We start from the raw sequence: 24,065 nt of genomic DNA, 5'->3' as shown, positions 1-24,065 counted from the left end.
CGCCGGCGCGTTATTGGATCAGGAGGTTGAGTTACAGCTAGCACGTCGTGCGGAGCGTGTTGCAGAGCTTCAAGAGTGGCTGTCTCGACTTGAAGACGATGGTATCGCCTGGCTTCTGCGGCGAACGGCGAAAGATATGCATCTGGGCGAATCCGATGGCTTTTCGCAGGTTATTGGCCCTGTGCTTACTCGCCGTGCTCCTGTGCGCTCCAAAGAAGTGCAATACGATGATGCTGCTCTGCCGCGGTTGGACCGGGGTAAGCAGTACACCGCTGCCGAGATTGTTACGGCAGCAATGAAGGTTTTCGCACGTGATCGCCGTGTTGTATCCATCGATTCTGATCTGGCATCTACCAGCGGCTTGGAAACGGGTGTTGCAGCGGTGGATCAGGCGCGAGCATTGAACGTGGGCGTCGCGGAAGCCAACATGATGCTGATTGGCGAAGCGATGGCTGCGCTTGGGAATCAGGTATGGACCAGCACGTTTTGTCCGTTCTTTAATTGGCAAGTGATGCGGCGCATCGCAGTGGGACAGCAGGAGAGGCTTGAGGCAATTGCCGCGCCAGATGGTTGGCTCAGCGAAGGCCATGGTCTTGATCTGACGTTTCTTGCTACGGCGGCCAACTTCGAGACACGTACCAATGGAGCCACTCACATGGGCAACGATGACATCACTACGTTCGATGCCGTCGGTCATCTGAAGATCATTGACGTTTCCTGCCCGCAACAGATGTTGTCGTTGATGAAGTGGGCCATGCAAGGCAACAAGGGCTTGTTGTATGTCAGAGTCATGCGTACGGCATCCGCTGTGTTGTATGGGCCGGAATACATCTTCAAATTTGCGCAAGGTCACATCCTGAAACATACAGACACGGATACAGTGGTTCTCATCAGTAGCGGCCGCGGAACGCATGAGGCCTTGGCAGCTGCGAGTCTATGCGCGGAGCAGGGTATTGGAGTGACTGTTGTGGATATGCCATCCGTCGATGAGGAGTTGTTACTTCAATTGCATCGTTCGGGAAAGAAGTTGATCTTCGCTGAGCAGAACAACGGTTATATCTGGCAGAACTATCTAAAGGTTATTTACCGTCATGGCGAGTTCCATTCGGAAGCTGTATTTACGGTAAATACGCTGGATTCACAAGGCAAACCACAGTTCATTCACTCTGCAACATATGAAGAGTTAGTTGAGGTGTTTGGACTTTCAGGAGCGGCGTTAGCCAGAAAAGTATTGGGCGTAGATAGTGAGCGAGAAAGTGAGGAATCCAGCCATGGCATTGCCCATCGTGCATGAAAGCGACATTGAGGCACTGGATCTGCCAGGGCGAATGTTGCGCTGGGTTGTAACCAAAGAGACCACCGGGGCAGAGCAATGCAGCGTTGCCATCATTGAGGTCCAACCCGGTCAGAAAGTGAAGCCCGCACACTCGCATCCTCATGGGGAAGAAGTCATCTACCTTGTCAGCGGCAGCGGACGCGTTTGGATTGATGGAGAGATCGACGCGGTGCGCACAGGCAGTATGGTTCTTTTCCCGCAAGGAAAGCCGCATATGTTGCAGAACACGAGTAATGAAGTCATGAAGGTCGTGTGTTTCTTTGCACCAGCTACCAGCCTGGATAACTACCAGATGTTTGAGGGGCTAGGTTTTCAGGACTAATGTTCTGTGTCCCCATGGGCTCCCTTTTGGGAGCCCATTCTTTTTGGAGTTATCCTTCAGCCGAGTGTTGGCATGGTTGTATCTACACCTACGCGAATGCCTGTGGGCCACCGAGCGGTGACTGTCTTAACGCGCGTATAGAAACGTACGCCTTCTGGGCCGTGCATCGCATGATCGCCAAACAGTGAGCGCTTCCAGCCACCGAAGCTATGGAACGCCATGGGCACAGGGATGGGAATGTTCACGCCCACCATACCTACCTGGACGGCATATGTGAACGCGCGCGCTGTATCTCCATCGCGCGTGAAGATGGAGGTGCCATTGCCAAACTCGTGTTGATTGATCAGCTTCAGCGCGGTTTGGAAGTTATTCGCGCGCACAATGCCGAGCACCGGTCCGAAAATCTCGTCCTTATAGATGCTCATCTCTGGTTTCACATGATCAAACAGAGAAGCGCCGAGGAAGAAGCCATCACCCTTTGGCAGCGCAGAGTTGCGACCATCCACAACCAGTTCTGAGCCTTCCTGCACGCCTGTGTTGAGATAGCCCTTTACGCGATCAAGGTGCTGCTTCGTTACCAGCGGCCCCATGTCGGACGTGGCTTCTGTGCCGGGTTCGATCTTCAGTTTGGCGATGCGCTCCAATAATTTCTCGCGCAGTTCGTCTGCCGTGTTGTTGCCTACGGTCACGGCGATCGAGATTGCCATGCAACGCTCACCGGCAGAGCCGTAAGCCGCCCCAACGAGCGCATCGGCTGCTTGATCGAGGTCTGCATCCGGCATCACGATCATGTGGTTCTTTGCACCGCCAAGTGCCTGCACGCGCTTTCCTTTTGCAGTGCCGCGTGTGTAGACATACTCTGCGATGGGAGTGGACCCTACGAAGCTGATTGCCTGCACATCCGGATGATCCAACAGGCCATCCACGGATTCTTTGTCGCCGTGGAGTACGTTGAATACACCGTCGGGCAGGCCCGCTTCTTTAAGAAGTCCTGCGAGGATGAGCGCTGCGCTGGGGTCGCGTTCGCTCGGTTTCAGGATGAACGTGTTGCCGCATGCCAGGGCTACAGGGAACATCCACATAGGCACCATGGCTGGGAAGTTGAAAGGTGTAATGCCCGCAACGACACCGAGTGGCTGGCGCATGTTCCAGCTATCGATTCCTGCGCCTACCTGTTCAGAGAATTCACCTTTCAGTAGTTGAGGAATGCCGGTGGCAAATTCAACCACTTCAAGTCCACGAGTTACTTCGCCCTTTGCATCGGAGAGAACCTTGCCATGCTCCAATGTGATGGCTGCCGCGATGCGATCCGTGTTCTTCTCCAGCAACTCGCGAAAGCGAAACATGATGCGCGCGCGGCGCAACGGTGGGAATGCAGCCCACTCAGGAAACGCCGCTTTGGCAGCGGCAACGGCACTTGCGAGTTCAGTGTTATTTGCCAACGCAAGGCGTGCTTGCACCTGACCGGTCGCGGGATTGTAGATATCGCTGAAACGACTTGATGTGCCGGGTACAGCGGCGCCACCTATCCAGTGGGGGATCACACGGAGCGAAGCAGCTTCTGCAGTCAAGTCAGGAAGAGTTGCGGTATTGGACACAGGGAAAACCTCGGAAAGTCGTTTCAGAGATTGTGCTCCCGTCACGTCATTTATGCAACACGCATTGCATAATATGCAAAATCTGTTCTCGCGAAGTAATAGTTACACGATGATGGGACAGCATTACTGCTGGCCCCATCATCGTGATCTGCGCGAAATTGGATCGGGAGAGTTAGTAGGATTCGTTCCAGTGAACCATTGGTAGGCCTGGCGCAGGGGCGCGGAAATAGGGGATTCGTTGGCCTCGTAAAGAACCTATGTACAGCGTCTGTAGATCAGAACCGCCGAAGGTCACACTGGCCATCCATGGGGCAATGCCACGACCGGTTGCGAACAGCACATCCTGCGTTACGGCGCCTGCGCGAAACTGTTGTTCCAGAGCATCCACTTTCGCAGGGTCGCCTTCATCCAGAAAGACGCGCAGGTCGCCCTTAGGGGTGAGCGCCCATAGCTTATCGGAATAGACACAGGTGCCCCACAGATTGCCGATGCTATCGAATGCAATGCCGTCTGGCCATGCACCCTCGCCAAGGCTTGATGGCCCAAACACTTCAGGAGTTCCCAAGGTCCCGTCGTCATTGACTCGCATCCGCCGAATGTGACCGCCAGTTGTTTCTACCGCGTACATCCACTCTTCGTTGGCGTCCATTCGGATCTCATTGGTGAATTGAAACCCATCGGCCATGATGCGGAATTTCCCGTCAATGTAACGGGCGATGTAGCCGTCATACAGGTCTGTGCGGAGTGCATGCATCCAGTTCTTGATGCGTGTTGAGACGGTAATCCAGATACGTCCCTTTGAATCGCGCAGAACGAAATTTACCTTGCCAATCGCTTCGCCCTCAATGCTGTCTGCCAGCACATGCGATTCACCCGAACGTGTCATTACTTCCAGACGATCTGTGCCGAAGTTGGAGATGAGAATATCCCCGTTCGAGGCGAAGGCCAGCCCATTGGGTAGAGTGCCGGTCAGGTAACGTGTGGCTTCGTCACCAGCATCAGCAAAATAGTCAGAGATGCGCTGCGTCACGATCTCTTGCGTGCCATCATGCCGCATGCGCACCACGCCACCGCGCGAATCTGCAGACCACAGCGTTCCATTGCGTTCCGCAAGGATGCACTCTGGGCGTTGTAAACCTTCGCCGATGTACTGCAGGGAATTTGTATCGATACCGAAATCAAGAATGGGATTAGACATGCCGCAAGCCTTCGTGCTACTCGATCTGGCGGCAAGAAGTTCAAGCCACCGTATTGCACATTATGCAATATAGATTGCAAGCTTAGCATGGGCCGAGCGGACGGGATGAGCTAGGGAGAGGTGTGGCGGGGAACTACTCTGACTGTTCGGAAGTGTTCAGCAGAGCCGCAATGCTGGCGGCGACACGTAGAACCTTCTTGCTGTAGCTGGGATACTGTTCTTTCAGGAAACGCGAGTCTGGTGCAGAGATTCCGATTGAGCCCACGATGGATCCATCTTCGAGGCGGATGGGGGCAGCGATGCAGCGCATGCCGGCGGCGTACTCACCTTCGTCCGTTGCATATCCACGGACTTTGATCTCGTGGCACTCTTCCAACAGTGACTTAAGGCTCGTAATGGTGTTCTTCGTGTGCCGTGTGAGTGCTCCCTGGCCGAACTGCGACTTTAACTCGCGCTCGTCGGCATCCGCCAAGAGAGCTTTTCCGTGCGCGGTGCAATACAGTGGCACCAGCTCGCCCGTTTGACCTGCAACAGCAATGACGTGGTTTGCGTGGGCCGAATCGATGAAAAGTGCGCTCTTACCTTCACGGACGGCCAGGTGGGCCGTTTCGTTCAGATCATTTGCCAGTGTCTTTAGTTCCTTATGCGCAACGCGGACCAGCATGTTGCTCCAATCGTACTGGTGCGACAGCGTCCACATAGAGGGGCCAAGGATGTAGTCCTTGCGGCCCGGCGGGCAGGAGAGAAAGCCGCGGCGACGAAGGGTATGGGCTAGTCGGAAAGCGCTGCTGCGGTCCACTTCCAGGGCTTCTGCCAGTTCGGAGAGCGTTACCGGCTGTTTGGAAAGCGCCACCATCTGGATGATGGTTAGACCGCGGTCGAGGCTTTGGATGAAAGGGACGAGCGGGGATTTTTTCGGAGCCATGGACCTTGCCTTGCTGAGGCCCGCAGTCTCCCCCATCTCCAGGGGAATACAGGCTCTTGTGCCATTCCCTGAGGTGCGTACTGGTGAGAAATCCTCGGGCGCTTCTCGAATTCATCCTCCACCATATCACCCTGCTGCTGCGACATGCGAAGGCCTGATGGCGGCTCTAAGGCGCTCCTGCAGTTGTGTGAGTTGGCTGGCCCCACGAATCCGAAAAGCAATATTGCTGCGCATATTCATAAGGCGGCGGCCTGCGATAGCTCCCTTCAAGTGTGGCCTGAAGATGCCCGCAGGATGTCGATATGCGGGTTCTGCAGAGAAAGCGGTCGCCGTATCTTGACGCCATCAGAGATGGAACGTTAAGATTCGTTTGTTGCGCAATACGCAAGCATTTAAGGGAAATACGCAACAACATCATTTCGGAGTGCAGATGGACTACTCGAGCTTCAACTTACAAGGCAAGATTGCCATCGTAACGGGCGCCTCGCAGGGCATAGGGCGCGCCATCGCTCTGGGGCTGGCTCAGGCAGGGGCGCATCTGGTCCTTTCGAAGCATCCCGGGCCTCGGCTGGAAGAGATTCAGAATCTCAAGCAAGAGATTGAAGCGCTTGGTCGGCGTGTCCTGATTGTTCCGGCAGATGTCGGGGTAGTAAGTGACGTTCAGAAGTTAGTGGATAGTGCCGTCGAGGAGTTTGGACGCGTTGATATCCTTGTCAATAATGCGGGCTGGACCGGAACCGGCCCCGCTCTGGATGTCAGCGAAGAAGAGTTTGATAAGACCATTACGGCTTCGCTCAAAAGTGTCTTTTTCGCTTCTCAAGCAGCGGCCAAAGTGATGCTGCCCCAGGGAAGTGGTCGCATTATCCAGATTGGATCTAATTTTGGTGTTATCGCGTTTAAGAATCGCGCTCTCTACGCTGCAGTGAAGTCTGCCGTGCATCATCTAGCGAAATCTCTTTCGCTGGAATGGGCACAGCAGGGCGTCCTGGTAAATGTTGTTGCGCCATGTATCACTGAAACGGAATCGCGCAAGAACATTCTCGAAAAGCCGGGCTACAAAGAATGGGCGACACAAGAGATGATTCCGCGGGGCCGTTGGAATCAGCCTGAAGATCTGGTGGGCGCGGTGTTATTTCTGGCGAGTCCTTTCGCCGATATGGTAGTAGGACAAACGCTGATGGTTGATGGCGGCTGGACGATCCACTAACGAGTACACGTGAACTCCTAAACGAGAGATGACGACGAGGACGAAGATGAAGTTGGTGGGTAAGATCGCGCTTGTAACCGGCGCAGGACAAGGTATTGGTAAGGGAATTGCTGAAGTTCTTGCGGATGAAGGTGCAGACGTTGTCATCAATGATCTCCATGCCGATGAGCGCTGCAACGCACTAGCCGAAGCCATTCAAAAGAAGGGAAGGCGCGCCCTTGTTGTTGCTGGCGATGTAAGTAAGCGAGCGGACGTGGATCGCATCTTCGCCGGAGCCTCTGAGTTTGGTCCTGTTGATGTGTTGGTCAATAACGCGGGAATTGAAACCATCATTCCTTTTCTGGAACTTACGGACAGACAGTGGGAGGAAGTAACTGAGGTCAACCTGAAGAGCCAGTGGATGTGCGCACAGACATTTTGCAAGCGAGCCATCGCAGACGATCGCAAGGGTGCGATTGTAAATATCGGATCGATCCAAGCGGCTCGTGTACTGCCGGGTCGTACGCACTATGCTCCAAGCAAACTGGCTATTGAAGCGCTCACGCGCAATATCTCGGCTGAGATGGGGCACTACGGGATCCGTGCGAACTGCGTTCACCCGGGTCTGATTGATACTCCAATGATTCGTTGGGTGCTGGAAAGCCCTGAAATCCTGCCTGGAGTGGTGGGACAGATTTCGTTGGGACGCCCGGGGCAGCCAGTAGAGGTTGGTAAGGCCGTTGCATTCCTTGCATCGGATGATGCCTCGTATATTACCGGGCAATCTATCTATGTCGATGGCGGCTGGGTCGGCAAATAAACTGCGATTCTTACGCAATCTACGGTTTTCGACTCATAGCATGTTCCAGCGGACGTCTCCCTAGCACAAACACGGGTTTAACAGCACCAAGCTACGGGTACCCCAACGAGGATGTTGTGGTTATAGAAAGCGGTGTCGACGTTTTAGCGCATGCGCCAGACGCAATCGCAGGCGTAGACGTGAGGCTGATCACGCAATTGAGATGGTGATGAGACACATGGCAATGACGCCGACACCGAAGCTCTTCTCTGGCAGCAACCACATTGACAAAATTCGAGCGATAGTCGTTGGGTTCCATAAGGGTGGCGGTCGGCTGATCTTCGGCACGGACACAGGTTTCCCTCTGATTATGACGATAGTGAGGAATATCACCAGTTGCAGCTTGCCGGACTCACCTTTCTCGATGTGCTTGCATGCTTACGACCAATCCAGTTCCGGAGTTCCATCTGGAGTCTCATGCCGGAAAATTGTGTGTTGGCTTTGACGGGGATTTAACCGTACTTTCCGAAGACCCTATGGGAACGACTTTCGGAGGTTCACTCACGTGCTTTACGCTGTTCACGCGGGAAAAGTTATCTTGATGCCAGCGCAAGCCACTAATAGTAATTGGTCGCCATTTACCCTGCGAAGTCGACATATCGTCGGCGACCGACTACTGATGGCAACGGCGTTCATGAGGAGTGACTCAGAGATGCGGTGGTATTTTGGGATCAATGGCTGAAACAGGACAAACCAGCGGACACGAAGCGATTCTTTGCGCTCCTTTGCTACGAAAAGTCGATACCGAGCTCCTCGCATTGCTGCGTTCCTTGCAGCCGGCGGAATGGGATTTTCAGACAGTCTCTCCAAAGTGGACAGTTCGAGATGTAGCCGCACATCTTCTCGATACCGCACTTCGAAAACTTAGCCTGGTAAGGGACCGCTGCCTTGTGGACGCCGCAAATCCTAAATCCGCACGAGAGGTGATTGATCTAGTCAATCGCCTGAACCGCGAAGGCGTCACCATCTATCGCCGCCTGAGTCCAGCCGTCTTGATAGATCTGATGGCAATCACGTGCGATCAGTTTGCGAGTTTTCATGAGTCGCTCGACCCCTTCTCACGGGCTTTTTTTAGTGTTAGCTGGGCAGGAGAAACGACCTCTCTGAACTGGTTCGATACCGCGCGCGAACTAACTGAAAGATGGCACCATCAGCAACAAATTCGGTTAGCAACCGATCGTCCTGGAATTATGACGCCTGAACTCTACCATCCAGTTCTGGACTGCTTTCTGCGAGGACTTCCGTATACCTATCGCCATAGGAAATGCCCTCCAGGCACGAATGTACTTCTGGACATTCGTGGGGATTGTGGAGGAACTTGGGTGCTTTCAGCACACGATGAAGGATGGACCTTTCTGCAATCGGTTCCTACTGAACTCGCCTGTGAAGTAGCAATACCACAGGAGATCGCTTGGCTTATCTTCACAAAGGGTATCGCCCCTAGCGCGGTCCGCGAACGAGTGGAGGTCAAGGGCGATTCCGATTTGGCAGCCGGTATTCTCAGTATGACCTCAATCGTCGGTTGAAGCTGCGAGTATTGAGACAAGTCTGCATTTCTAAGCCCGGCGCCGAGGCAATGAAAGCGTTTCACGGTGCGTTTCGAGCCAGACTTGCCGAGCAGACTGTGAATGTTTCTCGGGCAGTCGTGAATTCGCGGCGACGTTTTCTCATGAACAGCCGTCGAATTTCAACTGCTCAGCTTTAGAATGATCACACCCCAAAAATTTTAGAGATCCGCTTCCGTCGGGTATTGGCATTCGAAGGATAGACCTGGACGCGGATTCCCCCGAAGTTTGTGCAATCTGAGCAGTCGGTGGCTCATCGAGCCAACCCAGCCCACTCCCGGCGAAGATATTGCCTCCCACCCATCAACTCGATCAAGCATCAAGCAGGATGAAAAGCCGATGGTGGCCTGGAGAGTAAGCAGGAAAGGGAATAAGTAAATAGCGATGGAGCAGCAGGCACCAGTTGTCGAAATTTTCGCGCAAGCGCGGCGTCCAAGCGGTCTCGCCTTTCAAGTTCGAAGGGACCCCCCGGGAGTGCTCACTGTGCCTCCGATAGATAAGACCTTACTGAGCGTTCACATAGGCAGTCCCACCAAAGTGGACTGTCATCGCGCTGGTCGGCACTTCTCGGGAACCGCTGTACATGGCGACATTGACATCATTCCAGCCGGAACAGCAGCACGTTGGGAATTGGTCGGAGAGGAAGACCGAGCTGTGCTAATCATTCTTCCGCAGTCGCTACTCGACATTGCAGTAAGCGAGATGGTGTGCCCTGCACTCGAAGTCCTGAACCGCTTTCAAATCCGCGATCCTGTTCTTGAGGCGCTTGCAGTCGCAGCAGCACGAGAGATTGAAGACGGATGCCCGTCAGGAGGTGCTTACTTGGATGGTATCGGTCTCGCTGTCTCCTCTCGGCTTCTTACTCACCACACTGGCTTGGTCCCCGGGGCCGACGAGGTCGACGGATTGAGCGGCCATAGGCTGAAACGTGTTCTGTCTTATATAGAAGATAGGCTTGGCGCAGAAATGTCTCTTACCGACATTGCAGCGTCAGCCGGACTGAGTGCCTCGCATCTCACCACACTGTTCAGAAAGTCGATGGGGTTGTCAGTTCACCAACATGTAATTCGTCGCAGAGTGGAACGGGCCAAAGCGATGCTTCAAGAAGGCACGTTGCCAATCGCGGAAGTGGCACTTGCGGTCGGCTTTTCCCACCAGAGCCATATGTCCCGACACATGGTTCGGGTTCTGGGTATGCGACCGCTGCAAATCCGTCAAGTGGCACAGGGAGGCAACCGAAGGTAGTTCACAGGCGAATTGTGCTCTTATCATCCGGATATGCGCGATGAACCGGGCCTCGATCAGCCAAAATCGGACGATGGATCGACGCTCGTTTCTTCGTCTCTCGTCCGCCGTCGTTGCGTCAACTGCGACTCGTGGTTCGGATAATCCGACGCTTGATGAAGCTTGGTACGAGACTTCGCGTCGATTCGCTGCGTTGCGAATGGGCCGTATCGCATATGTTGATCGCGGTAGCGGATCCCGAGTCGCTCTCTTCCTTCACGGCTTCCCGCTGAACAGTTTTCAGTGGCGGGGAGCGCTAGAGAGACTCTCGCCCTATAGGCGTTGCATCGCGCCTGACCTTATGGGCATGGGGTACAGCGAGATATCAGAAGATCAAGAGCTTACGCCCACCGCCCAAGTTGGAATGATCGCATCGCTACTGGACAGCTTGAAGGTCAGTCAGGTCGACGTCATCGCGAATGATGCGGGAGGGATCATCGCACAGCTCTTGACCGCGGCATATCCAGAACGGGTTCGCACCCTCCTCCTCAGCAATTGCGACGTGGATACCAATAACCCTCCCTCCCTCTTTCACCCTGCTGTCGCATTGGCGAAACGCGGACTATTTGCCGAACGATACCTGATGCCGCAAGTTAAGAACAAAGAGTTGGCACGTTCGGTTAGAGGAATCGGAGCACAGTTCACCTATCCAGAACTTCTCGCTGACAGCACAATTGATATGTATTTCGATCCCTTGGTCTCATCTCCAACGCGGATGCGGCAAGTCGATCGTTTTACCGATGCCCTGGGCGATAACGTTCTGGTACCCATGCGCGAAAAATTGTCCCGCTGGAAGAAGCCCGCTCGAATGGTCTGGGCTATGCAGGACAACTTTTTTGGCGCGGAATGGGCTGATTGGTTGGACAAAACGCTAACTGGATCTCGGGGAGTCCGTCGCCTCGAGGGCGCAAACCTGTTTTTCCCGGAAGAGATGCCCGACGTGATCGCGCAGGAGGCGCATAGCCTCTGGACCGCGAAGCGATGATTCAGGCCGGGAGACCCGTGGCCTCTTTGACGCGGCACTTATGAAGACCCTTAGATCATCAAGCCATCGCGGCGAGAGGCAATGAATGAAATCAGAACAAGCTGGATTAGATCTTGTGGAATCCTCTCGTTTAAAACGTCACTCGATCATTCCCTGTAAGCGCATTCGGGTTGGAAGGACAGGAGAAGTAATGGGGAAAGTCAAGTAGATACAAGACCTCGCGCGCCTTGATGAAAGACACTCATCAGGTGGGAGCTTAAAAGCTCGTCGCCAGCCCTCAACCGACCCCAACCAATGGATTCAGAAACTAATCGTAGGCGTGAAACAGGACGCCGCCAACGGCGGATGTTTGGACATGCCATCCACTTATCGCAGACTCCTCCCGAAATTTCCACTGAGGTCTTACATAGATATGTCCTTATTTTCAACCTTGAGAACTACGGCGGTTTTGCTTCTGGCTCCGTTACTCGCCTCGTCCGCACAGGTTCATCCAGAATGGACGGCGACGATTGCACCCTTCCGTATCGCTGACAATCTTTACTATGTCGGTAGTCGGGACCTCGCTTCCTACCTGATCACCACACCTGCTGGAAACATCCTGATCAATGCGAATCTCGAATCTTCGCCCCCTCAGATCAAAGCCAGCGTGGAACGGCTCGGCTATCGCTGGACTGACACCAAGCTTCTCCTTCTCGCCCAAGCTCACTTCGACCATGCGGCTGGTGCGGCGCAAATACGCAAAGAAACGGGCGCGAAGCTTGAAGTGATGGAAGGGGATGCAAACGTCGTGAGTTCGGGGGGCAAGGACGATTTCCTCGCGGCTTCAGGATCTTTGCCCACCTATCCCCCGGCAAAGGTCGATGAGGTTCTTCATGACGGCGCAATAATTACCCTCGGAGGATTCACGCTCACCGCTCATCGAACTGCGGGACACACCCGGGGCTGCACAACATGGACCATGAAGGTTCATATGCAACAAGACTTGCCCGACAGGTATCGCGATGTGGTGATCGTTGGTGGTTACACCCTCTGGTCGGATTTTCAGGTCGTGCCAACAAAGACTCATCCCGTCTCTTATCCAGGCATTGCAGAAGATTTTCGACACACGTTCGCACTCCTCGCCAATCTTCATTGCGACATTTTCCTTGGCGATCATGCGTCACATTTCGGAATGCTAGAAAAGCTCGCAAGGCTATCGAAGGAGGGTGAGAGCGTTTGGATCGATCCTGTGGGGTACCAACGAACGGTAGAGAACGCACGGGTGGCATTTGAGAAGTTCTATGCCACGCAGGAAAACTCATCGGCGGTGAGGTAACCCAATATCCGATGAATCTACAGCATCCTTATCTCTTCATCGTTACAGGTGGGCCCGGGGCAGGCAAGACGACCGCTCTGGATGAACTGAATCAGCTTGGTGTTCGCGTCGTTCCGGAAGTCGCCCGCGAGTTAATACGGAACCAAATGCAGTCGAGAGGTCCTGCACTCCCTTGGCTCGACCGTAAGCTATTCGCTGATGCGATGCTTCAACGATCGATCGAATCCTTTCGCAGAGAAGGGCGGTCTTCATTCGCCTTTTGCGACAGAGGCATTCCAGACACTCTTTGTTATTGTCGCCTGTGCGGCCTTGATGAATCGTCGGCCATGGAGGCCTCCAAGCGGTATCGGTACGCCAGGCTGGTCTTCTTCGCGCCACCGTGGCAGGACATCTACTGCAACGACGCGGAGCGGCGCCAAGACTTTCAAGAAGCGCTCGATACCGGATTTCTTTTGCGGCAGATATACGAAGAATGTGGCTATGAAGTCGTTGATCTTCCCTTCGCCTCTGCAAAGGAAAGAGCCAACGTTATGTTGGAATCGGTTCGGCTCTGGATTCGCATTGGCAGGAGTCAGGGGACTCTCCCTCGACTCGGCACGAGAGGGAATCACAGAATTGAGTTGAAATCATGACGCGAACCTTTCGAAGCGGCTACACCATGGTGGAACGTCATCGGCACACCGGAAGCTACCTTGCGCTTGTCTTGCGCGGCGGATATGAGGAAGCCGGTGACCGTGGATGCTTCTCTGTACGTGAGGGCGACGTCGTGCTTCACGATCCTTACGAGGCACATCTCGACCGCTATCATGCTTCTGGAGCTGAAGTCGTCGATCTGCTACTGCCTTTCTGGGCAACATGGCCGCACGCTACCATGACTGTGACGGATCCTGACGCTGCCATACGTGCTCTTGAGACATCCGTTGAAGAAGCGCTCGAGTACGTCCTGCGCGCTATGCAGCCTGTGTGCCGTGCTGTCGATGATTGGCCACATCAACTTGCTACGGCGATTGGGCTCGATCCCCATATGCGTATAGACGAGTGGGCGTTCGAATACGGTCTTGCGGAAGCAACCGTATCGCGAGGCTTCCGCAAGGTGTTTCACGTCTCTCCGAAGACCTTTCGCGGACAACAGCGCGCCCGAAGAGCAGCAAGACTCGCTGCGTGTTCGCGAGTCAGACTCGATGAGATCGCTCAAGCCTCCGGATTTTCAGATCAAGCTCATATGACGAAGGCAGTCGTCGCACTCACAGGACAAACGCCGGGAGCCTGGAGAAAGGAAACACAACTGACACTATCCCACGACAAGGCACCCGATGTTTGAGTTGGCTCGAGGAAAGCGTGAAATGAAAATCAAGGTGATAGCAATTTTCTTCTTCTGCGCCGCAGTTCTCTCCGCGACAGGAGGGGCTCAGAGCACAAGGTGACTTGGGATCGTGATCCCGGCCGCTCGTAGCTGGTCCACCTGCTCCTTTGACAAGGAAGGCGGCAGGTAGAGTCCTGAGAATGTGTACAGGCCAGAGGTATTCGCCTCATAATGAAGCGTTGCATGAGGCGCTTGGATGTAGAGCGAACCACCCGGTTTCAAAACATGCCATTTCTGGGCAAGTTCCGTGATTGGTGGAGAGGGAAGACCCCCAAAGGTACAGCTGCCCGTTCCTTTTGCAAGCTCGATCCCAGAGGGGGGCAGCCAAGCCTGATTGAGCCTACGCTCCCGTTCGTGGTCGCATTACCACAATCGATGTTCGGCTCGGGGATATGCAGATCGTTCTGACCGATATTGACTAAATGGAATGTGAAGGCTGGACGATACGCTCATTCCAGCCGCTGGTGAAAATTCGGACTCTTGAGGCCTCATCAGATGACTGAACTTGAAGGGCGATTTGCCTTCGACATCTGCGCGAATCGCTCATGCGATGACCTGGTAGGGCCGCATCATGTCGTTGGCTTCGTGTGCAAGGATGTGGCAGTGCCAGACGTAGCGGCCGGTGTAGCCGTGGAAGGGCACGATGATGCGGGTGATGCTGTAGGGCGGGCATTGCACCACGTCTTTCCAGCCGAGTTCGTGCGGGTCGGGTAGTGTGCGTGGGCCAGAGGGAAGCGAAGCATACGTTCCACTCGCGCAAGCTCTTATTGGTGGTCTGGCTGTATCGGTTGTGTTAACGGTCTTTCTCGTGCCAGCCGGTTTCTTCCTCGTGTACCGCAATCGCCCCGCGGGTGTAACGGAACACGCATAAGCCTTCTAACAACGTCCGTACTGGCCGATTGCATCCGCTATCGGCTGTTTTCGGAACACACCGATCAATTGGCGCGGGAAAATCGGGTTCAACCATCGATTGTTTATGGCAATGAGGGATAGCGGTTCGCCCACTCATCGAAGACGATGCTTTTCCAGTGCGATCAAGGTTCTGCACGGTTGTTATGCTACGGCGGTTCTAAGCTGTGAACGATTGTTGCTAGCCAAAGAAAGAAAATTCGACATCACATCGCTGCTAGGAGCAGAAGCAGTGACTCACTTCTTTACCCTTCGAGCTACGACCGTCGATTGAGTTGAGCTTCCGTCCAGAGAATGTGACTCGATGAGAATCTCAAATGGGGGGATGGAACCATCCGGGCGCTGAATGGAACGCAAGAATTCGGAGAACCCTTTCTCTGTAAAGACAAAGCGTCCTGCAGCTTCTGTGCCCGACATCCACAACCCACCCAGCGAAAGAATCATGCCCTTACCGCTGGGATTGGGGGCGAAGGCTACATCTCCATAGGTCATGGGTGCCTCCAGTCCACTGGATTTGCTCTGGACTTCATAGCGTGGGTTCTCACCACGTTGAGGGTTCTTATTGACGTAGTAGAAAGCACCGGTTTCGTCCTGACGCAGAAGGAAATTCATCCCGGGATCGATTAGAGAAACCCAAGGGTTTGCTTGTCGCGACCCGATCAAGATGAGATTGGATTCGTTGGCGTCGGAAGGCCGCAAATCCCGTGCGAATAGAAGCTCATCGCGCGAGGGATTCCATTCCGGAAGACGCGAGATCATGGAGGACAGCCGCAAGTCCACCTCGCTGGTGTAACGCCTATTTGCAAGGTCCACCGCAAGCTCTTCGCTCGTCAACTTAGGACTTCTCGTCAGTGACGTCGGAGTGCCCCGATAACTGCCCTGCAGGTAGTCCGAAAGAGAAATCTCCCTTCCAGCGAAGGTCTCATACATTACCAAGCCACTATCGCCCGTAATGACTCTTGTCCTCTGCTTCGTGGGAAGCAGAATTGACCAGAAATGATGCTCCACATCTGTGCGTTCATCTGATGAAAGTTCTTTCCTCAGAATCGAATCCTGGCGAAGGTGCAAAAAGAGGCCTGCTGCAAGCAGAGCTAACAGAACACCTCCAAGAAATGGCGGCAACAATTTCAAGCGTTGCTTTGGTTCTTGCTCTACTTGAGAGACTGGTTCTGACATCCCCAGTTCTTGAGGAGTAATTTCAGTTGGCGCTACGGGACCTGGAGAAACGTCTGATGATTCATTCGATCCTGGAAGGTGACCGTAAAAGTGTGGAACATAACCCCCACGCGGGATCTCGATCTGAATCGGATCGTCGGCGCCCTCCTGGCTAAAATACAGCTCAAGGCGCTGACGGAGCCGCGTCGCATGTGTTCGCACGATACCGTCGATTCCCGGATCGTAATCACGTGGGCGCCCGAATACATCTACTCCAATCTGCTGTTCATGAAGCTGATCTTCCCGACCAGCAAGTGATTGTTTGCAGAGATGTAACAGCAATCGTCGAAGCTGATCGGAGCGGCTGAATGTCTGAGAAGCAGCAACACGCTTCGCAGTTTCGTTGATGGCCACATGTGACTCGGGATTTGGTTGAATCTCCGGTCTGTCTAATGCGATGGACACCTGCACCTCACCATTGATTCGCGTTGTAACTGTTACAACGATGCCCCGAATGCCTTGTTTTTCGAGGAACCAGAAGTTTAACAGTGAAACACCGGAGCGTGCGACGCGCGCTACCAGATACAGTTCATTCGCTCCTATGCATCGCTCTTTTTACGGAGCGTATCTTGCCTCTGCTCGCAGAGGTGTTTTGATTCAGGCCCAGCAACGCGAGGTATTATGCGCCCTAAACTTCATCTCTCCGCCCTGACACTGATTCCGGCACTTGCGATCCCGTTGTCCGCTCAGTCTGTGAACGCCACTGTAAGTGGCATCGTTCGTGACCAGACGGGGGCAGTGATTCCCAATGCCGTTGTGACTCTGACAAACGTCGGAACCAACGTCAGCCAGTCCATCAAGACGAATGATTCAGGCGAATACAACATCCTCAATCTTCCAGCTGCATCCTATCGCCTCGAGATCGATGCGCCAGGCTTCTCACACTATGTGCAGAAGGGCATCACGCTTGATGTCGCCCAGAAGGCCAAGATCGACGTCGCAATGCTGGTCGGTGCGTCCAGTAGTACCGTCGAAGTGGCCGCTGACGCCAATGCAATCGATACGGCTGATGTCACCGTGTCGGATGTTGTGACTGGGTCGGAGATCCGCAACCTTCCACTGAACTCACGCAACCCTTATTCCTTGATCGCTCTCACACCCGGCTTCGCAGGCTCGGTGGGAAACAATTACAACTCAGTCAGCTATTCCATTAATGGTAGCCGCCAAGGTTATACAGATGTACTCGTGGATGGTATCCCGGGCGGTTTCCCCACCGTCAATGGCAACTCCGGCGTTGGCGTGTTTCCTTCGGTTGATTCGATCAATCAGTTTCGTGTCTTGGGTCAGAACTATCCAGCAGAATTCGGTCGCAGTTTAGGTGGCATTCTCAACACGGCATTCAAGAGCGGCACAAATCGATATCACGGCACGCTTTTTGAATTTGCTCGAAATTCAACTCTTGATGCCAACGATTACTTCTCTAATCTCAATGGAAAACCGTTGCCAGCATTTCAGCGCAACCAGTTCGGCGGCGTCTTGAATGGACCAATCCTCCGCGATAAATTCTTCTTCCTGATCTCTGCTGAATTGTTGCGCTCGTCGCAAGCCATTACGACCACGGCCACAGTTCCGACCCTGCTGCAGCGTCAAGGTGACTTCTCACAAACACGAACCGCGACCGGAGCTGTAGTCACCATCTACAACCCATTCAGCACGCGGCCTAACCCTTCAGGTACCGGATATATCCGTGATGCGTTTGCCAACAACACCATTCCCACGGCGCTGCGAAGCAAGGTGGGCCAGAACCTGATGAATTATTACCCGACGCCAAACCTGCCGGGCGATCCAAACACCCAGATGAACAATTTCTTCGCTACCTCAACTGAGGACAATCGTATTGATAGTTGGGATGTTCGGTTGGACTATACGCTGCCGAACAACCAAACGTTGTTTGGACGCTATTCCGATCGGTTCTATGACGACACACCACAGCCCTTCTTCCCGAAAGATCAGGCTATTGCGGAGAACCGAATCGAGCAGCGCGACTGGATGCGAAACTTCGTGGTCGGCTATACGATCGCACCAAAGCCTAGCTTGCTCTACGATGTGCGCCTCGGATTCTCTCGCGCGCTGTATGACTACCTGAATGCCGGTCTCGGATTTCATGTGGACCAGCTAGGGCTTCCTTCCAGCCTCGTGAACGGTGGTGGCCTACCCATCTTCCCCGTTGTGAGTGCAAGCAGCTATGTGCAGTTGGGAAACGGAGACAATCGTCACAACGCTTTCATGACGTATAGCCTTACTCAGAGCCTCACCTGGATTAAGGGAAACCACACGATCAAAGCAGGTCTTGATGCCCGTTTGATCCGTGTGAATGACCGCGAAACGCGTGACACCTCTGGAAACTTCGCATTCACTTCCGGGTTTACGCAGGGTCCAAACCCGAATACCGCAAGCGTGACAGCAGGCAATGCGATGGCTTCACTGCTTCTCGGTACCGGTAGCAGCGGGGATCTCATTCAGAATTTCAAGGACGCGGCAACGCAGAGCTACTACTACGGTGCCTATGTGCAGGATGATTGGCGTGCTACACCGAAGCTGACGCTGAGCTTTGGCCTGCGCTATGACCTAGATTCGCCGCGCACTGAACGATATAACCGGATGAACTACTTCGATCCGAGTGCACCATCGCCTTTGGCTGCGGTCTCAGGCATCACCGGTCTTCATGGAGGCCTTGTCTTCGTCGGTGTCAACGGAGTCAATCGCCATCAGTTCTACTATGACGCGAATAACTTTGCGCCACGGTTTGGTATAGCGTATTCCGTAAACGATAAGACGGTTATCCACGGCGGATTCGCTCTGGTGTACGGCCCTTCACCACAGGCTGCAGCTGGCACGATCGGACCATACGGGTTCCGTGTCCAAAACAACTGGATCACGTCTCTCGACGGGATCACCCCATACAACACGCTCGACAATCCATTCCCGGGCGGATTTTCTCCAGTGCCGGGAGCGGCACAAGGGCTGGCAACCGGAGCAGGTGGCACGATCGAAGGCTTCCTACGCAAGACTGTGTCGCCTTACGTAGAGCAATACCTGCTCAATATCGACCGTGAGCTTCCTGGCAAAGCGCACCTCGAAGTTGGTTACGTCGGCAATCACGGGCTTCAGTTACAACAGAGCCGCGAAGGGGGCATCGACTTCGATCAGCTCCCGACGTCAAACCTTAGCTTGGGATCACATCTGAATGATCTTGTAGCGAATCCGTTCTACGGAAGCGGCGTGGGGGGCGTGCTCGCAGCTCCGACTGTGGGAAGAGCACAGTTGCTACGTCCCTATCCGCAATTCAGCAGCGTTCTTCCACTCTTCCTCCCCGGTGGGCAGACGAAGTATGACTCTCTGCAAGCGAAGATCGAAAAGCGTACGAGCTTCGGTTTGGAAGTGAATGCTTCGTATGTCTTCTCGAAGACCTACGACACGAACACAACACACCAGGATAGCTACAATCCCTCGGCGGACTATGCCGTAGCTGCGCAGCACTCGCCACATCGTTTTGTCGCTGGCTATACGTACCAGCTGCCGGTGGGAATTGGCCGTCACTTTGGTTCGTCCATGCCACGTGCTCTCGATGCGTTGGTTGGAGGATGGCAAGTGAATGGCATCACGACATTGCAAAGTGGCAATCCTCTTCAGATCACTGCGAGCAATGTCGCCGGCATCAGTACGCAAATTGAATACGCAAACTACAACGGTCAGAATCCAAGCCTTGGTGGTGATATTCACAAACGTCTTTCACGTTATTTCGACACATCAGATTTCTCGCAGCCTGCAGCTTTCACGCTGGGAACTGGCCCCGCTTACATCTCGAGGCTGCTTTCTCCCAAGTTGGTGACCACGGACTTCTCCCTGTTTAAAGAGTTCCACCCATATCGTGAGATGTCTGTCCAGTTGCGGGCCGAAGCATTCAATGCGTTCAATCATGTGCAGTTTGGCTCGCCCAATACAAGTGTTAACTCCACGAGCTTCGGGCGCATAACTTCTCAGGCGAACACGCCCCGTCAGCTCCAGTTCGGCGCAAAGCTGTTGTTCTGAAATCAATTCCATTGCGTACCGTTCCATGGCGGAACGGTACGCCCTGATTGTTCTTGAAAGGGGATCGAATGACCTTCCACAGATGGATGGCTATAGTAGCGTGCGTCTTTTGCACACAGATCATGAGTATCGAAGCACAGAGTAAGGCCGATCATCCCAAGGTCGTTTTAATCAGTCTCGATGCTTTTCCCGCCGAAACTCTTCATGATCCAAACATCGCAGCGCCTACACTGCACGCACTAATGAAGTCAGGCGCCTACGCACAATCGATGCTTCCCATCAATCCCACCGTTACCTGGCCAAACCACACAGCAATGGTGACCGGCCAAGATGCGAGTCATCATCACGTGCTCGTCAACGGTCTCATTGTCGATCAACGCACGAACGCCGCTCCAAAAGTCGATGCGCAGGCTTCGAAAGATCAGTTGGTAGCCGTTCCGACGGTGTACGACATCGCGCATAACGCGGGTCTTACAACAGCGGAGGTGGATTGGGTCGCGATCATGCATGCGCCGACTATCGACTGGCGGTTTGCCGAAAAGCCTGATCCTGATGGTCCAATCGAAAAAGACTTAATCACTCAGGGCGTGGCTACACGCGAAGACCTTGCTAATTTCAGTAAGCCGCGTCAGGCATGGCGCGATCGTTTATATACGGCTGCTGCCGTCGATATCTTGCGTAGGCACCATCCGGATTTGTTGATGCTCCACCTCCTGGCGCTGGATGGAATCGAACACCGTACAGGTTTTGGAACAGATGCGGATTACAACACGATTGCTTTTCTGGATGATCGTGTCAAAGAAGTAATGGATGCTGTGGCGGCGAATGGGGATACAGCACGAACAACCTTCGTGATTGTCTCTGATCACGGTCAATCCAGTGTTCATAAGCAACTCCATCCAGGAGCGCTCCTAGCTAAAGCTGGACTGGGAAGCGGATCCGCAAATCCAACATTCGCCATGGCGGACGGCGGTTTTGCTCTGGTCTACCAGAAGGCGGCCACGCACCAATCCGTATTGGAATTGAAAAAACTGTTCAACGGGCAAGAGGGAATTCTGTCCGCGCTAACACCTGAGGAGGCCAGCGCAATGGGGTGGCCAACGCCTTCACAGACAACACAAGCTCCTGACCTCCTTCTTTACGCCAAGAATGACTATGCCTTTGCCCATGGAAAAGACGACACCTTCGTTACTCAAACGGAGCAGGTGGGCCAACATGGATATCCCAACACGGAGCCGCTGATGCAGGCAATCTTCATCGCTTCCGGACGCGGCATTGTTAACAAGGGACAGATTCCTTCGATCCCCAACCTCGATATCGGGCCGACGATTGCACGATTGCTCGGACTAACCATGTCAAACATTCAAGGAAAGCCGTTAACAGACATCCTTAACTGAGGAATGAGATGCTTCAGCACGATGCCCTGACTCCTTGCTCCTGCAACTACTCAGTCCCGATAAGTGGGAATAGTCTTCTACCCTCTGGAAGGGTTGCTCCTCCTATTTATCGTTTGACATGAAGTACTTATACCGGCGGGATAAGTGCTCCATGGGCGACGCTTATGGGACAGATCGGTCCCGCGCAAGGCGAGGGCGCATTGCTAGGAAGACAAAAAACATCTCCAGCTATCCCAGTCCAGAGGTGCGGATCGTTGTCTCATCGGTCACAGCGCCAGTTCAGGTAGCTGCTGTTTGAGAAGGACCGGCCGAACTAGGACTGATACTCGAATCCGGCAGTTCCGCTGTCCTTGTATCTACCTAACCATAGAGTTTATTGAATCTAGTTGGGCGAAAGAGGGGAAAGGTGATCTACCGCAAAACCATCCATTTCTTTTCGGCTTGGGACTAAGTGAAGCCCTAATTGGTCATTCAGCGAAGCATCGATTTGTGACCAAGTTGGGCCGTGTTCTGATGGACCGCTGCTTTGATTCTTCGCATCCTGATCATCCCAGCTCAAGACAAAGTCGTAGATTCTACGATCCGTTCCTTCGCAGAGGACAGGTTGCCCTATCGATTCAACGAAACCGACGGTCAACGTCCTTGCAAGTTGACAGAGGGAAACCCCATATCCCTGCAACCCATTTGGACGGAACCCGATAATTCCGTCCGGAAGGCGATCCCCTTCACGTGTTGTGTGACGTGGTGCATCTGCGGGCCGGGCTACGAGTCGCACTCCGCCCTTAGCGGGGGCTAAAAGATAGACGGGAACAGATACTGACCTTCTATGGATCTCAAGACCAAAGCGCTCTTTCATGATTGGCTGTAAGAGAAGACCTTTTTGTTCCTTCCTTAGGCCCTGATATGCGGCAATATCTGCAGAATCTACCTGTGCCTGCAGATCGTATAGCTGATCGCCGCAGACTTTTTTGTCACATGAAATCGCCGCTGGCATGACACCTGCGGCATAGCCTATAAGCGACTTGACGGTAGCAATGATGTGAACGCCATTTGCGTTTTCATCTACGCCTGTGAATTCCACCGGAAAGCGCGTGGGCTTGATGGAAACCACGCTATAAGAAAGGCTGTTCTTCTGTGCAGCGCTATGCAGCGCTGCACAATGACAACAGAGGAGCAACAGCCACACGAGTAGTTTTTGCATAATGCCCTCCTATCATCGCTGCTGTGTCTGGTGAACGCGGCTAGAACAAATACAAAGGGCGAACCTTTCTTGCGTGATTCTCCTTCCACGCGAAACAGAGTATATCCCTGATCGATCAATCCTTCGCGGGCCAAACATTGTGGCGACGCTGTCGCTATCGGTTGCGCTTATAGCAGTGCCAGGACGTATCGGCCGGTGTAGCCGTGCGGGGGGAACGATGGAGCGCGTAATGTTAGGGAATGGGAGGCACCACGTCTGTCCATCTGAGTTCGTGCGGGAGGGGCGCTCTGTGAAGGCCATTGCGGCTGACATATGAGCTAGTGCTTGACACAGACGAAGAGCATCTGCAACCTGCTTGTTTTGCGTTGAGCAATGGTGTTACTAACTAAGAGGACGGAGACGTGTGGTGTCTGAGGTCCATCTCAAAATCGCAGGATATAACGCAGTATTCGAACAGGCGGTTGATGGAAGTTGGAGAGGAACGGTACCCGATCTCCCTGCGATCCTGACAAGCGGCCCCACTCTCGACGAGGTCAAGGCCAACATGCAGGAAGCAATTGGACTTTGGCTGGAGAATGCGAAGCGGTCTTAATGTATGCGCTTCAAGTGCCTTTAGGAAAACAGTCGTCCATCGGATGTCGACAAAGAGCAGGACTAGGGAATCGTCACAGCTTGCTGTACTGAAGTGCGCCGCTCGTAACGCGGTGACTTGGGATCGTTATCCCCGCAATGCGTAACTGAGCCACTTGCTCCTTACTCAAGGAAGGAGGCAGGTAGACTCCTGAGAATGTGTATAGGCCAGTGGTGTTCGCGTCGTAATGAAGCGCTGCATGAGCGCCTGGATATAGAGGGAGTCACCTGGTTTTAAAACATGCCATTTCTGGGCAAGTTCATTGATCGGTGGAGAGGGAAGGCCAGAGCCTACAAAATCACAGACTCCCGTCCCTTTTGCTAGGCCGATCCCAGAGGGGGGAGCCAAGCCTCATTGAGCCATACGCTCCCGTTCGTCGTTGCATTACCGCAATCGATGTTCGGCTCGGGGATGTGCAGGTCTTTCTGGCGATATTGATCAGATGGAATGTGAAGGCTTGAGGAACCCCCTCGGTCAAAGGCCCAGGTTCGAGGATCACGCTAAGTTCGGGCGTTGTCTCGATGTTTGTGGCTGCCTGTGCAATCGATGCGAGGGGGGCGCAAAAATCGCGAGCAATAGAGCTTGAAAATGGAATCCCATCGTTCAATCCAGTGCCAGAGTAGCCGTTTGTGGTCTAACTATTCAAATGGTTCTGATCGGATATGGAGTATTGCGGACGAGAAGCCGACTTATGCGGACTAATCTGGGCTGGATGAGTGCATTGGCGATTTAGCACTCGTTGAG

At 53.7% G+C, this 24,065-nt stretch carries 19 protein-coding genes; 13 read left to right on the top strand and 6 right to left on the bottom strand.

Annotated elements, in window-relative coordinates:
• Positions 1 to 1,294, top strand: a 1,294-nt coding sequence (locus JAO32_RS15795) for a transketolase C-terminal domain-containing protein (RefSeq protein WP_334242125.1), incomplete at its 5' end; no start/stop codon positions are given.
• Positions 1,272 to 1,658, top strand: coding sequence for a cupin domain-containing protein (locus JAO32_RS15790; protein WP_334242122.1), 387 nt, complete (start codon positions 1,272 to 1,274; stop codon positions 1,656 to 1,658). The genes JAO32_RS15795 and JAO32_RS15790, both read left to right, overlap by 23 nt.
• Before the next feature lie 56 nt (positions 1,659 to 1,714).
• Here the strand turns inward: JAO32_RS15790 and JAO32_RS15785 are convergent, their stop codons facing one another.
• The 3 genes from JAO32_RS15785 to JAO32_RS15775 all read right to left on the bottom strand — a co-directional run bounded on the left by JAO32_RS15785 (position 1,715) and on the right by JAO32_RS15775 (position 5,379).
• The gene (locus JAO32_RS15785) at positions 1,715 to 3,256 is read right to left on the bottom strand and encodes a CoA-acylating methylmalonate-semialdehyde dehydrogenase (RefSeq protein WP_334242119.1); all 1,542 of its coding nucleotides are present in this window, start codon (positions 3,254 to 3,256) and stop codon (positions 1,715 to 1,717) included.
• Between the two features lie 172 nt (positions 3,257 to 3,428).
• Entirely contained in the window at positions 3,429 to 4,454 is a 1,026-nt protein-coding gene (locus JAO32_RS15780; protein ID WP_334242117.1) for an SMP-30/gluconolactonase/LRE family protein, read from the bottom strand.
• 133 nt (positions 4,455 to 4,587) lie between these two features.
• Positions 4,588 to 5,379: an IclR family transcriptional regulator gene (locus JAO32_RS15775; RefSeq protein WP_334242115.1), complete on the bottom strand. Its 792-nt coding sequence runs from the start codon at positions 5,377 to 5,379 to the stop codon at positions 4,588 to 4,590.
• 370 nt (positions 5,380 to 5,749) lie between these two features.
• Here JAO32_RS15775 and JAO32_RS15770 point away from each other — a divergent pair, with 370 nt between their 5' ends.
• The 8 genes from JAO32_RS15770 (at position 5,750) to JAO32_RS15745 (ending at position 13,894) form a co-directional block, all read left to right on the top strand.
• Entirely contained in the window at positions 5,750 to 6,586 is an 837-nt protein-coding gene (locus tag JAO32_RS15770) for an SDR family NAD(P)-dependent oxidoreductase (protein WP_334242112.1), read from the top strand.
• Between the two features lie 28 nt (positions 6,587 to 6,614).
• Positions 6,615 to 7,385, top strand: a complete 771-nt coding sequence (locus tag JAO32_RS15765; protein WP_334242110.1) for an SDR family NAD(P)-dependent oxidoreductase — start codon at positions 6,615 to 6,617, stop codon at positions 7,383 to 7,385.
• Positions 7,386 to 8,098: 713 nt separating this feature from the next.
• Positions 8,099 to 8,950 carry a maleylpyruvate isomerase N-terminal domain-containing protein gene (locus JAO32_RS15760; RefSeq protein WP_334242108.1) on the top strand — a complete coding sequence of 284 codons (852 nt, stop codon included), beginning with the start codon at positions 8,099 to 8,101 and terminating at the stop codon, positions 8,948 to 8,950.
• 423 nt (positions 8,951 to 9,373) lie between these two features.
• Complete coding sequence (locus JAO32_RS20095; RefSeq protein ID WP_443082609.1) at positions 9,374 to 10,234, top strand: helix-turn-helix domain-containing protein; 861 nt, start codon at positions 9,374 to 9,376, stop codon at positions 10,232 to 10,234.
• A gap of 40 nt (positions 10,235 to 10,274) precedes the next feature.
• Entirely contained in the window at positions 10,275 to 11,258 is a 984-nt protein-coding gene (locus tag JAO32_RS15755; RefSeq protein WP_334242106.1) for an alpha/beta fold hydrolase, read from the top strand.
• Positions 11,259 to 11,670: 412 nt separating this feature from the next.
• Entirely contained in the window at positions 11,671 to 12,573 is a 903-nt protein-coding gene (bla, locus tag JAO32_RS15750) for a subclass B3 metallo-beta-lactamase (protein ID WP_334242104.1), read from the top strand.
• A gap of 11 nt (positions 12,574 to 12,584) precedes the next feature.
• Positions 12,585 to 13,205, top strand: a complete 621-nt coding sequence (locus JAO32_RS20090; protein WP_443082608.1) for an AAA family ATPase — start codon at positions 12,585 to 12,587, stop codon at positions 13,203 to 13,205.
• A complete protein-coding gene (locus JAO32_RS15745) occupies positions 13,202 to 13,894 on the top strand; it encodes a helix-turn-helix domain-containing protein (RefSeq protein WP_334242103.1) in 693 nt (230 codons plus the stop codon). Before JAO32_RS20090 ends, JAO32_RS15745 begins: the two co-directional genes overlap by 4 nt.
• A 585-nt stretch (positions 13,895 to 14,479) precedes the next feature.
• Here the strand turns inward: JAO32_RS15745 and JAO32_RS15740 are convergent.
• Both JAO32_RS15740 and JAO32_RS15735 read right to left on the bottom strand, forming a co-directional pair.
• Positions 14,480 to 14,776 (bottom strand): multicopper oxidase domain-containing protein, encoded by a 297-nt coding sequence (locus JAO32_RS15740; protein WP_334242100.1) that lies wholly within the window; start codon positions 14,774 to 14,776, stop codon positions 14,480 to 14,482.
• 306 nt (positions 14,777 to 15,082) lie between these two features.
• Entirely contained in the window at positions 15,083 to 16,465 is a 1,383-nt protein-coding gene (locus JAO32_RS15735; RefSeq protein ID WP_334242098.1) for a hypothetical protein, read from the bottom strand.
• A gap of 216 nt (positions 16,466 to 16,681) precedes the next feature.
• Here JAO32_RS15735 and JAO32_RS15730 point away from each other — a divergent pair, with 216 nt between their 5' ends.
• Both JAO32_RS15730 and JAO32_RS15725 read left to right on the top strand, forming a co-directional pair.
• Positions 16,682 to 20,092 (top strand): TonB-dependent receptor, encoded by a 3,411-nt coding sequence (locus JAO32_RS15730; protein ID WP_334242096.1) that lies wholly within the window; start codon positions 16,682 to 16,684, stop codon positions 20,090 to 20,092.
• A 122-nt stretch (positions 20,093 to 20,214) separates the two neighbouring features.
• Positions 20,215 to 21,489, top strand: a complete 1,275-nt coding sequence (locus JAO32_RS15725) for an alkaline phosphatase family protein (protein ID WP_334242094.1) — start codon at positions 20,215 to 20,217, stop codon at positions 21,487 to 21,489.
• A gap of 382 nt (positions 21,490 to 21,871) precedes the next feature.
• Here JAO32_RS15725 and JAO32_RS15720 read toward each other — a convergent pair whose 3' ends face one another.
• Positions 21,872 to 22,690, bottom strand: a complete 819-nt coding sequence (locus JAO32_RS15720) for a TIGR03435 family protein (protein ID WP_334242092.1) — start codon at positions 22,688 to 22,690, stop codon at positions 21,872 to 21,874.
• A 403-nt stretch (positions 22,691 to 23,093) separates the two neighbouring features.
• Here JAO32_RS15720 and JAO32_RS20085 point away from each other — a divergent pair, with 403 nt between their 5' ends.
• Positions 23,094 to 23,282: a type II toxin-antitoxin system HicB family antitoxin gene (locus JAO32_RS20085; protein ID WP_443082607.1), complete on the top strand. Its 189-nt coding sequence runs from the start codon at positions 23,094 to 23,096 to the stop codon at positions 23,280 to 23,282.
• Positions 23,283 to 24,065: the final 783 nt, after the last annotated feature.

The sequence above is a fragment of the Terriglobus sp. ADX1 genome, from assembly GCF_036877645.1.
Taxonomy (GTDB): Bacteria; Acidobacteriota; Terriglobia; order Terriglobales; family Acidobacteriaceae; genus Terriglobus.
This window is presented reverse-complemented; position numbering and strand designations above follow the sequence as displayed.